Below are 12348 nucleotides of genomic sequence, written 5' to 3' on the forward strand. Positions count from 1 at the left end.
CCTCCGATGCCCTGTTTGCAGATGGTGAATGTCGATCTCCGGGCAGGGTCTGGCAGGCGAAAAACTGTCGTACAGGTGTTCCAAGATGGTCCCATGTTGGCAGACCTGCAGGACCTCAGCGGCGAGACGGCGAAACTCGCCGCGGCACCGCTGTGGCCGCTGGCCGACAGCGAGCTCACCGACTGCCTGCACGCCGCCTACCACCTCGAGCAGGCCGCCGCCGCCCTGCAGGCCCGCCTCGTGCACGAAGCCGCCGCCCGCGGCCTACCTGGAGCTCAGGGCCACCGCAGCACCGCGTCCTGGCTACGCAGCCGACTACGCCTCGACTCCCCACCAGCCCGGGAGCTCGCCGACCGCGCCACCCTGCTGCACCACCACCCCGCCGTCGAGCAGGCCCTGCTCGACGGCCACCTGAACACCCGTCAGGCCACCGCGATCGCCACCACCCTCGACGCCATCCCCGACGAACTCGCCGCTCTCGACCAGCCTGATGCCGACGCGAACGACAGCACCCAGATCGTGGAGCAAGCCCAAAACACCCTGATCGGCATGGCCGCCCGGTTGTCGGCCTTCCAGCTGCGCCGCGTCGGCGATCGAATCCTGGCCTACGTCGCTCCACACCTGGCCGAGCGCGCCGACGAGGCCGCCTTGGCCCGCCAGGAAGCGCGCGCCCAGGCCCGCCGCGGCTTCACCCTGTCGGCTCCGGTCGACGGGCTCGTGTACCTGCGCGGGGTCCTGGGCGTCGAGGACGCCGCCACCGTCCAAGCCGCCCTGCACCCCCTGTGCACACCGACCCCCGGCGACAAACGCAGCCCGGCCCAACAACGCGCCGACGCCCTGGTCGACGTGTGCCGCCTCGCCCTGCGCACCGGCCAACTCCCCGACGACGGCGGCCAGCCTCCTCAGGTGACCGTAACCGTCGCCTACGACCCACTCGCCAAAGCTCTGAGCACGGCGACCACCGACACCGGGCAGCGGCTGTCCGCGACCACCGCCCGCCGCCTGGCCTGCGACGCCCGCATCCTGCCCATGACCCTCGACGGCGCCGGCCAGATCCTCGACGCCGGCCGCAGCCGACGCCTCGCCACCGGCCCCCTACGCCAGGCACTCGCGGTTCGCGACCGCGGCTGCGCCCACCCCGACTGTGATCGGCCACCGCGCTGGACCGACGCCCACCACATCACCGCCTGGGCAGACGGAGGCACCACCACCCTCGACAACCTGGTCCTGCTCTGCCGACACCACCACCGACTCATCCACCACCCCGCCGCCGGCTGGAAGATCCGCCTCGGCCCCGACGGGCTACCCGACTTCATCCCTCCACCCGACATCGACCCGCAGCAACACCCCCGACGCAACCTCTACCACCCACGCGTATGACAGATGACCGCCCCTACTCGACCTCTTCCGTGTGAGGGAACGATCACGACGGGCTGTCCCATACTGCTTGAGCTGCGCACACTGTCCAACGAAATCTATGGCCGCCCGCGCTGGTGCCACTCGTTTGGCACCCAGCTAATCACCCAGCGACCGATAGGGACTGCACCTCACTGGCTGATTTCGGTTGCCTCATGCTGACTGATTTCAGGTTCCACGACGATAGACGTACCACGACATCAGTTGCCGAGCTTCGTGATCCTTTGCATGTTTCAATTTGCGGACCAGCACGCGTTTATACTGCCTGAGCCGTTGAGCGTGACCGTAGAAGTACAGAAGGAAAAGTCCGGCAACTACTCCCAGCAAGTAGACGATGGCTCCGGCAACCAGGTTCGCGAGAACGTTGAGAAAACGTCGCGAACAAATTCCTTCGGCGACGGCGTGAGAACTGATCTTTTGCGGCTGATAACAGGCCTGGACATGCAAAAAAGCCTGCCTTTTTCGGTGACACGCACAGCCACCCGCCCGACAGTGTGCGATGCAATCAGTCACCACTGCGGCTATCCGACAGCGGGCCAAGGTCACGAAAGCCGCGCAATACCCCCGGCCGACCTGGCCAAACTCCCGATTCTTTCCCCCCAGCACAAAATCCATGACGCTGGGATGAGCACAAGCCGAGGAGGCAGCCCTCTGGACGCGAGCGAGGATGCGGGAGATGTTCATGGTGGACACGTCGTTCTCAACCCAACCCTTGAGCGATCGAGTCACAGCCGGTGAGCCTTGCTGCGCAGATAGTCCTTGGCCAGCTGGTGGAGGCGGGTGCGGTCGAAGCTGGGCCCGTGGCCAGGGTGGACGACGGAGACGTCGAGGCCGGTCAGGAACTTGATGTCCCGGTCGGTGCCGCGCAACCACCAGAAGTTTGCCGACAGCAGTTCGTTGACGTGCGGCTCCGCGATTCGGGTGACGCCGCCACCCACCTCGGCCTGCGTGAACCAGTCGGCCATGCGGCAAAGTCTGCCAGCACGCCGATGGCCCGGCCGGTGGGAACCGGCCGGGCCATCGTGGAGAGCAGCGCTCAGAGGCGGAAGCGACCGATCACCTGCTGCAGCTCCGTGCTGATGCCGGCCAGTTCGCTCACCGCGCTGTTCGCCTCGGCCAGGGTGGCCGTGGTGGTCTGGGTGGCGTTGGCTACGCCGGCGATGGTGCCGGCGATCTGGGTGCTGCCGGCGGCCGCGTCGCTGACGCTGCGGCTCATCTCGCCGGTCGTTGCGGTCTGCTCCTCCACCGCCGAGGCGATGGTCAGCTGGTAGTCGTTGATGCGGGCGATGATTCCGGAGATCTCGCCGATCGCCACCACCGCGTTGGCGGTGTCGGCCTGGATCGCCTCCACCCGGCGGGAGATGTCCTCCGTCGCCTTCGCCGTCTCCTGGGCCAGGTCCTTGACCTCGCTGGCCACTACCGCGAAGCCCTTGCCGGACTCGCCGGCCCGGGCCGCCTCGATGGTGGCGTTCAGGGCCAGCAGGTTGGTCTGCTCGGCGATCGCGGTGATCGCCTTGACCACGTTGCCGATCTCGGCGCTGGACGCGCCCAGCTTGGTGACCGTCGCGTTGGTGTGCTCGGCTACGCCGACCGCCTCCGACGCCACCCGGGCTGCCTCGTTCGCGCTCTCGGCGATCTCGCGGATGGACAGGCCCATCTCGTCGCTGCCGGCCGCCACCGTGTGAACGTTGCTGGAGACGGTGCCGGCCGCGGCGGCCACCGCGTCGGCCTGGGTGGCGGCCTCCCGGGCGGAGCTGCCGATCCGTTCGGTGGTGCTGGTCAGGCGGCCGGTGCTGGCGCCGAGGGCGCGGGAGCTGTCGGTCAGGTGGGCGACCACGTCGCGCAGGCCGTCGCGGGCGGTGTTGACGGCGACCGCCATCGCGCCGAGCTCGTCGCGGGACTGGACCTCGGCGGCCACCGACAGGTCGCCCTTGGCCACCGCGGCCAGGGAGTCGGAGACGCTGCCGAGCTGGCGCAGGATGAGCCGGCAGACGAACAGGGCGAGGCCGAGGGCGATCACCAGCGCCGCCACCATGATGGCGATGAGCTGGGTGCGGGCGTCCTTGTAGGACTTCTCGGCGGCCGAGGTCATCGCCGCGGCCTCGGACTCCTCGGTCTGCTGCAGGGTGACGATGGCGTTCTTCAGGTCGGTCTGGGTCTGGTTCCAGACCTTGGCGATCTGGTCCGCGGCCGGGGTGGCGAAGCCGGCCGGCGCCGCCTCGTGGAAGACGAGAACGTTGCGCAGCGTCTGGTAGTAGTCGAACGTGCCGGCGAGGTCGGCCGCGGCCGCGGAGCTCTTCGAGGAGCCGGCGGCGAGCTGACGGTAGGCGGTGAGCGCGGCCTCGAACGCCTGGTCGGCGGTCTTGGTGCGGGTGACGTAGGTGTCCTTGCCGGTGGCGATGAGGGCGTAGAGCCACATGCCCTGGAAGCTGTCGCTGGAGGCGCCGCGCATCGTGCTGAGCTGCACGAGGGCGTCGACATGCCGGGTCTTCATGTCTTGGATGCCGTCGTTGAGGGTGTTCATCCGGCTGATGCCGAACCCGCCGATGCCGAGTGCGGCCACGGCGACGATGAGCACCGACATGTAGATCTTCGTGCCGACGCGGACGTCGGCGAGCTTGCCGGCCAGTGCGTTCCGCTTGGCGGTTACCTGCACTGTCCGCGGGAGAGGTTTCGCGGCCATCTGGGACCCTTCGTCGATCACCGGGCGGTAGTGCCTCAGTGATCGGCAACCGAAGGGCGGGCTTAAGACGTACGAAGCAATTCAGTGAGCAGTTGGTTGCGCTTCGAGGTTGGCGTCGACGAGTTTGCCCGCCACGCTCAGCCGTCCGCGGGCGCGGCCGAACGGGAAGAGAACATGACTGTCGATCTGCGAGAGGCCCGCAGGCGCCGTTGGCTGCGCCCGATGGCCGTCGCCGCCCTGATCGCCCTCTTCGGGACCGAGCTGGTGCTCGGCTGGGACTCGCTGGCCGCCGCGTTCGGTCACCTGCGCGCCCCGCACCCCGGCTGGCTCACCGTCGCGGTGATCGCCGAGGTGGCCGCGATGGGCGCCTACGCCCGGATGCAGCGCCGCCTCCTGCGCTCGGCCGGCATCAAGCGCCCGATCTGGGATCACGTCGCCCTCGCCTACGCCGCGCACTCGCTGAGCGTGACCCTCCCCGGCGGCCCCGCCTTCTCCACCCGCTTCAACTACCAGCAGATGATCCGCTTCGGGGCCACGCCCGCGATCGCCTCCTGGTGCATCGCGCTCAGCGGCATCCTCTCCGCGACCGCCCTGGCCGCGGTCACCACGGTCGGCGCGCTGACCGCCGGCGGCGCGACCCACTGGGAGCATCTGGCCGGCCTGGCGGTGGCGGTGCTGCTGCTGGTGATCGGGATCCGCCGGGTGGTCCGCCGCCCGGAACGCCTGTCCCGCCCGCTGGCCCTGGTCAACCGGATCCGCCGCCGCCCCGCCCAGCAGGGCGGCGACCGTCTCCACACGTTCATCGAGCAGCTGCGCGCGGCCCGCCTGCATCCCGGGCACGGCGCCGCGGCCGCCACCTTCGCCGTCCTGAACTGGGTCTTCGACGCGATGTGCCTCTGGCTCTGCTGCCGCGCGGTCGGCGACGCCGTCGGGCTCAACCAGGTGCTGCTGGCCTTTTGCGCGGCGATGGCCGCCGGCACCATCACGATCATCCCCGGCGGCCTCGGCCTCATCGACAGCGCCCTGGTCCTGGGCCTGCTGGCCGGCGGCGTGCCCACCTCCACCGCGATCGCCGCCGTAGTCCTCTACCGCATCATCAGCTTCGGTTTCATCATCGGCCTCGGCTGGATCTCCTGGCTGGTGATCCGCCACCGAGCCGTCGCAGCCCCAGCCACCCCGAACGGCGGAAGATCAACAGCAGACCACCGATGAATGTACGAGGTCTCGACGTCCACAACCGCAAGGTCGTGTCCCCGCCTCTGGAATTTCAGTGAGCAACGGCCGGTACGGCCGCCTCCGTCTCGGGCTCGGCCGCCCTGCTGGGCACCGGCCGGGTCGACAACCAGCACCCGGCGATGACCAGGGCGAACCCGGCCCCGGTGCTCCACCGCAGCGGCTCGTTCAGGAAGATCACCCCGAGGAAGACCGCCACCACCGGGTTGAGGTAGGTGACCAGGCCGGCCCGGGTCGACCCGGCGAGCGCGATCAGCCGGTAGAAGGCCAGCAGCGCCACCGCCGTGCACAGCACCCCGAGCAGCGCGAGCGACGTCCACGCCTTGGCGTGCACCGGCTCGGTCGGCCAGGTCATGATCGCGAACGGCGCGAGCACGATCGCGGTGATCGCGGTGGTCCCACCGGCGAGGGTCTCCGGCGGCACGTCGGCCGCCCGGCGCTGCACCAGCATCGTCGCCACCGCGTAGCTGACCGCTGCGAGCAGCACCATACCCGCACCGAGCAGACCGAGGCGGTCACCGGAGACGTCCAGGCCGACCAGCACGGCGACGCCCGCGAAGCCGAGGACCAGCCCGATCGTGCGCACCCGGGTGAGCGGTTCGGTGCCGGACATCAGCAGTGCGATCACCACCGGTTCGACGGCGATCAGCAGCCCGGTGAGAGAACTGGTGATGTGCTGCTCGCCGTACGTAATAAGAAGAAACGGCCCGATGATGTGCACCACCGCAAGCACCGACACCACGCCGAGGCGTGCGCGAAGCGCGCCGAGCGTGCCTCGCACCGCGGCGACCGGCAGCAGCACCAGAGCCGCGATGAGCCCGCGGCCGGCCACCACGAAGACCGGCGACAGGTCGTCGATGGCCAGTTTGATCAGGAAATACGGGATGCCCCACAGCACCGCGACCAGCAGAAAGAGAAGCCAGGCTCGTCGATTCACAGGTCGAGCCTTCCGCTCTATGGTGGTAAGCGGTAGTGGTGACTTGCTGAAAGCGTATTAAGGGGAGCTAATGATCGACGTGCGCCGGCTGACCGTCCTGCGCGAGGTGGCCACCCTCGGCAGCTTCAACAAGGCGGCGGCAGCGTTGCGGCTGACCCCGTCGGCGGTGTCCCAGCAGATCAGCGCCCTGGAGCGGGCTCTTGGCACGCCGGTTGTCGAGCGCAGCACCCGGGGCGTGGAGCTGACCGAGGCCGGCCGGGTCCTGGTGACGGCGAGCGACGCGATCACCGCCGAGCTGGCCAACGCCGAGGAGGAGATAGCCCGCCTGACCACGGATCGCACCGAGCAGTTGACGGTGGCGACGTTCACCAGCGGCGGCCAGCGCCTGCTGCCGGCCGCGCTGCTCCGCTTCACCGCCGAGCACCCCGGGGTGGAGCTGACCGTCCTGGAGAGCGACACCGACGACAGCCTCCCGCTGGTCCGCTCGGGCGCGGCCGATCTGGCCCTGGCCTACCATTTCGACGGCCCGCCACCGCCGCACCCCGGTCTGACCTGGACCCCGCTGATGGAAGACCCGATGTGGATGGTCCTGCCGGCCGCCCATCCCCTGGCCGGCCGCGAGTCGCTGACCCTGGCCGACCTGGCCGGCGAGCGCTGGGTGCACGGCTGCCTGTCGGTGATCGACCTGCTGGACCACTACACGGCGATGGCCGGCTACGAGGTCCGCACCGCCTGCCGGGGCACCGACTACATCTTCGCCCAGTCGCTGGTCCGGGCGGACGTGGGCGTGAGCATGGTCCCGCAGGTGGCCCTGACCGGCGACCTGGGCGGCCTGGCCACGGTCCCGCTGCGCCCGCCGTGCCCGTCCCGCTACATCGGTATGGCTACGGCAACCGGCCGCCGGCGCCCACTGGCGGCAGCGCTGATGGCGGCGTTGCAGGACACGGTCGCCTGCCTGCCGACGCCCGCATAGGGTCGGCGGGCGCGTATTGTCGGGCGGTGAATCCCGCTGATCTGCAGGGCCTTCGATCCGGCTCGCTCGCCTCCCGTGAAGCGCACGTGCACGACCTGCTCGAACGGGCCCGGGAGCACGGTGACGAGTCGGCCATCGCGGCTCTGCACGTGCTTGTCCGTGACTATCGGGACTTCCATCGGTCGCTGTATTCGCGGGCGTTGAACCATGCCGACGTCTTTGCCGACCCGGGGCTGCAGGCGCCGTTGCTCGACGCGCTCGCCGACACCCGCTACAACTGTCAGGCGTGGGCCGCCATGGGGTGCGCCGCGATGGACATCACGGCCGCGGTGCCGCAGCTCATCGGGCTCCTCGACCATCCGCAGTGGATCGTCCGGGGTGAGTCGGTCAGCGCGCTCTCCCGCCTCGGGGACGCCTCGGCCGTGCCCGCGCTGGCGGTGCTGCTCGGCGACGAGGCCGACTGGCTTCGGCAGCGCACCGCCGACGCCCTCGCCCACATCGGTGGCGATGCGGCGCTGGAGGCGCTGTGGCACGAGTTCGAAAATCGGCGGTTCCCCCGGATCGGCTATCTCGCCAGCACCCTCGCCCTGTTCACGCCGGACGTGCTGCCCCGGCTGCTCGCCGCGGCCGAGAGCCCCGATCCGGATCAGCGGTACTGGGCGGCCGTCGCGCTCGGCTCGACCGGCGACGACCGGGCGGTGCCGGTGCTGGAGCGGCTGATGGCCGGCGATCGCGGCGTGACCGTGTTCGACGGTGAGGTTCGCACGGCGGCGAAGAAAGCCCTGCGTACGCTCCGCCGCATCAAGGCCGCCATCACCGAGCGGGAGAGCGCCAAGTCCCTCTGACGGCGCTGATACCCCGGCCACCGGAACCCAGGGCGGCACGGCACCGTCCCAGGGAACACGGCGACGACGAGGGGATGCCATGACTGCGCGGACGACGATCGTGACGGGGACACTGCTGGGGCTGGCGATGCTGGCCGCCGGGTGCGGCGGCGGTGGTGGTGGCGGTGGGGCGGCGGATCGCAGTGCCGGGGCGCCGGTCGTGCAGGCGCGCTGGGAGTCGTGTGCCGCCGACGGGCCGCGGGACACCGCCGGGCTCGGTGGCAGCACGGATGCGCTGACGCTGCTCCGGCTCGACGACAGCTTCGCGCCGGTGGCCGCCGTGATCTGCCGGACCGCACCGTTCAAGCGGCCCGGCGGCGGTGAGGATCTGACCGCGGAGGAGGTCCGGGCCGGCGATGTCACCGCCCTGCTGCCCACCCTGCGGCTGCCGGACGAGGAACCGACCGCCGGCGCCTGCACCGCCGACCTGGTGCTGGTGCCGTGGCTGGTGCTGCTGGACGCCGACGGCCGGTGGATCCGCCCGGGTGTCCCGGTCGACTCCTGCAGCAAGCCGCGCCGGGAGTTCCGGGACGCGGTCGCGCAGCTCAAGACCGAGACGGTGGCCAAGCGGACGCTGCAGAACGTCGAGTCGGACGAGGCGGCGACCGCCGGGTGCAGCCAGCAGTGGGCCGACATGCTCTGGGTGATCGGGCAGAACGGGGCCGGCAACGCCGACCCGCACGCGCTGGCCGCCGACGACGCCGCGGCGAGCCTGTGCGTCTACCGGGTGCCGGCGAGCGAGCAGGGCAGCGACAAGCCGGCCGGCGACTTCGTCTCGGGCGGGAAGCTCGCGCCGGCGACGTGGGTGGCCCTCAAGCGCGAGCTGGCGGGCGCCGCCCCGGCCGGCCCATGCACCACACCGGCCTCTCGCTTCGCGGTGGTGCACACGCCGGCCGGCGAGATCTACGTCGAGGCGGACGGCTGCAAGCGCGCGATGATCGGCGACGCCCGGCTGGTGCGAACCACGCCGGAGGTCGCCGCGCTGCTGTTCTAAAAGGTCAGCGCCGTCGGCGGTAGTTGTCGACGGCCAATGCGACCGCGCTGAGCGCGACGACGGCCAGGGTCAGGGCGACGCCACGGGCGCCCCACGCGACCATGGCCACCGACAGCAGGGCCCAGACCACGCCGGCCACGGACAACACCGTGATCAGCACCGGTCGCGGCCATTGTCGTGGCAGCCGCCGCAAAGACGGGTAGTCGGTCGTCAGCCGTTCGACGATCTGGTCGAACTGACGCTGCTTGTCCTCGGTGGCCATCGGCGAGCCCTTCTGTCCGGGGCACTGCATCCGCGGCTCGCAGCGTACTTCGGAAAACTGTGATCCTCACAGGATTCGATCATCCCCCGTGTCCGGGCGGTTCGGCTGATACCCGGCGGCCTGCAACGTGAAAAGCTCCGCATAGCGCCCGCGAGCCGCCATGAGCTGGGCATGCGTGCCCGCTTCGACCAGCGCGCCGGCGTGCATCACGTAGATCTGGTCGGCGTGGATGATGTTGGCGAGCCGGTGCGTGATCAGGATGGTGGTGCGCCGGCCCTGGCGGCTGCGCAGCGCCTGGAACAGCGCGTCCTCGGCCCGCGGGTCCAGCGCCGAGGACGGCTCGTCCATGATCATCAGGGGTGCGTCGCGGTAGAAGCCGCGGGCCGCGGTGATCCGCTGCCACTGGCCGCCGGACAGGTCCTGGCCGTCCTTGAACGTGCGGTCCAGCAGGGTGTCGTAGCCGTGCGGCAGCTCCTCGATCATGTCGTGGGCGGCGGCCTGCGCGGCGGCGGAGGCGATCCGGCCGGCGTCGGTGGCCGTGTCGATGTCGCCCATGGCGATGTTGGTGGCCGCGCTGAACGGCCACTTGTGGTGGTCCTGCTGCACGACGGCGATGTGCCGGCGCAGCCCGTCGGCGTCCCACCCGGCGTAGTGGCGGCCGTTCCAGGTGAGGTGGCCGGTGTCCGGCTGGCGCAGCCCGGCGATCATCGCGGCCAGGGTGGTCTTGCCGGAGCCGTTCTCGCCGACCAGCGCGACGGTCTGCCCGGCCCGGACGGTCAGCGTCAGGTCGTCGACGGCGGGCCGCTCCCGCTCCGGGTAGCGCAGGCTGACCCCGTGCACGCCGAGCTCCTGAAAACTGTCCGGCGCGGATGCGGGCGTTGCCGAGGGCGACAGGTAGCCGGCGGCGGTCCGGAGGAACTTGACGTACTCGTTGAAGAACTGCCCGGACGCGTAGACCCGGTCGACCTGGAACGTCACCTGGGTGAGGGCCCGCTGGGCGGCCTGCACGGCGACGACGCAGGTCGCGGCGGCGGCGAGCGGGATCTGCCCGTTCAGCAGCAGCCCGCCGAGCAGCACGTACACCCCGAGCAGGGCGGCGCCGCCGACCGCCGATCCGATGCTCACCGTCGTGGTCACCCGCCGCGCCATCGCCAGGTCCACCGCGGTCTGCGCCCCCATCACCTGGTCATAAAGACCAAGGACGAAACCCCGCAGTCCGTACGATCGGAGCTCCGTCGCCGAGGTTCGCTCGGCCATCAGCGTCTGCAGCACGTAGCGCCGGCGCCGCCGGGTGGAGCTGGCCAGGTAGCTCTTGAACCGCTCGTGCCCGGCCCGCAGCGCCGCGTACGCGGTCGGCACCGTCGCCACCAGCAGCGCGAGCAGCAGCAGCGGGTTGATCGCCACCACCGCGACGGTCACGGCGAGGAGGCTGACCACCCCGGCGAACAGGTTCATCGTGTCCTGGACCAGCTCGATCGCGGCCTCGCTGCCGCGGGTGGCCCGCTGCTCCACCGTCCGCGGAAGGACCGCGATTTCTCCATGGCGACGTCGGAAAGCCGACACTCACCGGCCACCGGCGACGCGGTCGGCTGCGGGTACTTCAGTAGCTGGCGGTCACCTCGACCTCCAGCACCGCGCCCGGCAGGAACAGCCGGCTCACCTCGACCGTGGTGCTGGCCGGTGGCAGGGTCCGGCCGTCGGCCGGGAAGAGGCGGCGGCGGACCACGGCGTACGCGGAAAGGTCGTCGAGGTTGGTCATGAAGGTGCGGAGGTGCACGACGGCGGCCAGGGTCGCGCCGTAGCCGGCCAGGATGTCGCGGATGATCTCGAAGATGCGCTCGGCCTGCGCACCGGCGTCGCCGGGCGCGACCACCCGGCCGGTGTCGTCGACGGCGACCTGCCCGGACAGCAGGAGCAGCGAGTCGAGCCGGGCGACGTGCGCGAAGCGGTCCCCGAAGGGCGCGGCCGCGGTGGCCGGGTTGTCCAGGTGTGCGGTCATGCCGCCAAGGTAGGGACGGCCGAGGCATACCGCCAACGACTGTCCGGCATGGCTGCCATGCGGCTCTAGCATGGCTGGCGTGGACACCCAGCTGTTGCACGTCTTCCGGACCGTCGCGCACCTCGGCTCGATCACCGCGGCCGCGCGGCGGCTCCGGTTCACCCAGTCGGCGGTGTCCCGGCAGATCGCGGCGCTGGAGGCCGAGGTCGGCGCGCGGATCTTCGAGCGACTCCCCCGCGGCGTCGCCCTCACCGGCCCCGGCCGGGCGCTGCTGCCGCACGCGGAGGCGATTCTCGACCGGCTCGCCGCCGCCCGGCAGGCCGTGGACGCGCTGCACGACGCCGGCCAGGCCCGGCTGCGGATCGGCGCGTTCCCGACCGCGGTCGCCGCGCTGGTCCCGCGGGCGCTGGCGTCGTTCCGCGCGGCCTACCCGGACGCGGCGCTGACCCTGCTGGAGGGCCGGACCCCGGGCCTGCTGGAACGCCTGGCGGCCGGCGACGCCGACCTGGCCGTGGTGAGCTCGTCACCGGCCGAGCCGCTGGACGCCGCCCGCTTCACCCTGCACCACCTGCTCGACGAGCGGCTGCTGGTGGCGATGTCGGTGCACCACCCGCTGGCGGCCCGGGCGACGGTGACGCTGGCCGAGCTGGCCGACGAGCCGTTCATCGTCGGCTCGGCCACCAACGAGAGCGCCCTGCTGCACGCCAACCTGCCCGGCGGTTTCCAGCCGAAGATCGACATCGTGGTCGCCGACTGGACCGGCAAGCTCGGCTGCGTCGCGGCCCAGCTCGGCGTGGCACTGATACCGGCCCTGGCACTGCGCAGCGCGCCCGCCGACATAGCCCTGGTCCGCCTCGACCCGGCCGACGAGCCGATCCGCCAGGTCTTCGCCGCCACCCCGGCCGGTCGCCCGGCGAGCCCGGCGGTCACCGCGTTCCTGCCGCACCTGCGCGCGGCGGCCGGCTGA

The 12348-nt window shown here is 71.0% G+C and carries 13 protein-coding genes; 6 read left to right on the top strand and 7 right to left on the bottom strand.

All coding sequences use genetic code 11. The features are described 5' to 3' along the window. Window positions 1-93 precede the first annotated feature (93 nt). Window positions 94-1380 carry an HNH endonuclease signature motif containing protein gene (locus Adu01nite_RS06945; RefSeq protein WP_203725696.1) on the top strand — a complete coding sequence of 429 codons (1287 nt, stop codon included), beginning with the start codon at window positions 94-96 and terminating at the stop codon, window positions 1378-1380. Between the two features lie 204 nt (window positions 1381-1584). Here the strand turns inward: Adu01nite_RS06945 and Adu01nite_RS06950 are convergent, their stop codons facing one another. The 3 genes from Adu01nite_RS06950 to Adu01nite_RS06960 all read right to left on the bottom strand — a co-directional run bounded on the left by Adu01nite_RS06950 (window position 1585) and on the right by Adu01nite_RS06960 (window position 4099). Further along, window positions 1585-2031, bottom strand: a complete 447-nt coding sequence (locus Adu01nite_RS06950) for a hypothetical protein (protein ID WP_203725697.1) — start codon at window positions 2029-2031, stop codon at window positions 1585-1587. A 110-nt stretch (window positions 2032-2141) separates the two neighbouring features. Beyond that, window positions 2142-2381, bottom strand: a complete 240-nt coding sequence (locus Adu01nite_RS06955; protein ID WP_203725698.1) for a hypothetical protein — start codon at window positions 2379-2381, stop codon at window positions 2142-2144. Window positions 2382-2452: 71 nt separating this feature from the next. Then, window positions 2453-4099, bottom strand: a complete 1647-nt coding sequence (locus tag Adu01nite_RS06960) for a methyl-accepting chemotaxis protein (protein ID WP_203725699.1) — start codon at window positions 4097-4099, stop codon at window positions 2453-2455. A 174-nt stretch (window positions 4100-4273) separates the two neighbouring features. On the opposite strand from Adu01nite_RS06960, the gene Adu01nite_RS06965 reads away from it, so the two are divergent. Continuing rightward, window positions 4274-5311, top strand: a complete 1038-nt coding sequence (locus Adu01nite_RS06965; protein ID WP_203725700.1) for a lysylphosphatidylglycerol synthase transmembrane domain-containing protein — start codon at window positions 4274-4276, stop codon at window positions 5309-5311. Window positions 5312-5366: 55 nt separating this feature from the next. Here the strand turns inward: Adu01nite_RS06965 and Adu01nite_RS06970 are convergent, their stop codons facing one another. Further along, window positions 5367-6269 carry a DMT family transporter gene (locus tag Adu01nite_RS06970; RefSeq protein WP_203725701.1) on the bottom strand — a complete coding sequence of 301 codons (903 nt, stop codon included), beginning with the start codon at window positions 6267-6269 and terminating at the stop codon, window positions 5367-5369. Between the two features lie 70 nt (window positions 6270-6339). Between Adu01nite_RS06970 and Adu01nite_RS06975 the strand changes: the two genes are divergently transcribed. The 3 genes from Adu01nite_RS06975 to Adu01nite_RS06985 all read left to right on the top strand — a co-directional run bounded on the left by Adu01nite_RS06975 (window position 6340) and on the right by Adu01nite_RS06985 (window position 9120). Next, window positions 6340-7242 (top strand): LysR family transcriptional regulator, encoded by a 903-nt coding sequence (locus Adu01nite_RS06975; protein WP_203725702.1) that lies wholly within the window; start codon window positions 6340-6342, stop codon window positions 7240-7242. Window positions 7243-7268: 26 nt separating this feature from the next. Further along, window positions 7269-8087, top strand: a complete 819-nt coding sequence (locus Adu01nite_RS06980) for a HEAT repeat domain-containing protein (RefSeq protein ID WP_203725703.1) — start codon at window positions 7269-7271, stop codon at window positions 8085-8087. A gap of 79 nt (window positions 8088-8166) precedes the next feature. After that, window positions 8167-9120, top strand: coding sequence for a hypothetical protein (locus Adu01nite_RS06985; RefSeq protein ID WP_203725704.1), 954 nt, complete (start codon window positions 8167-8169; stop codon window positions 9118-9120). A gap of 4 nt (window positions 9121-9124) precedes the next feature. Here Adu01nite_RS06985 and Adu01nite_RS06990 read toward each other — a convergent pair whose 3' ends face one another. The 3 genes from Adu01nite_RS06990 to Adu01nite_RS07000 all read right to left on the bottom strand — a co-directional run bounded on the left by Adu01nite_RS06990 (window position 9125) and on the right by Adu01nite_RS07000 (window position 11381). After that, a complete protein-coding gene (locus Adu01nite_RS06990; RefSeq protein WP_203725705.1) occupies window positions 9125-9382 on the bottom strand; it encodes a hypothetical protein in 258 nt (85 codons plus the stop codon). A gap of 66 nt (window positions 9383-9448) precedes the next feature. Beyond that, window positions 9449-10945, bottom strand: coding sequence for an ABC transporter ATP-binding protein (locus Adu01nite_RS06995; protein WP_239132193.1), 1497 nt, complete (start codon window positions 10943-10945; stop codon window positions 9449-9451). A 37-nt stretch (window positions 10946-10982) separates the two neighbouring features. Beyond that, on the bottom strand, window positions 10983-11381 hold the full coding sequence (locus tag Adu01nite_RS07000; protein WP_203725706.1) for a RidA family protein: 399 nt from the start codon (window positions 11379-11381) through the stop codon (window positions 10983-10985). 79 nt (window positions 11382-11460) lie between these two features. On the opposite strand from Adu01nite_RS07000, the gene Adu01nite_RS07005 reads away from it, so the two are divergent. Then, window positions 11461-12348 carry a LysR family transcriptional regulator gene (locus tag Adu01nite_RS07005; protein WP_203725707.1) on the top strand — a complete coding sequence of 296 codons (888 nt, stop codon included), beginning with the start codon at window positions 11461-11463 and terminating at the stop codon, window positions 12346-12348.

Origin of the sequence: Paractinoplanes durhamensis, assembly GCF_016862175.1 — a bacterium.
Lineage (GTDB): Bacteria > Actinomycetota > Actinomycetes > Mycobacteriales > Micromonosporaceae > Actinoplanes > Actinoplanes durhamensis.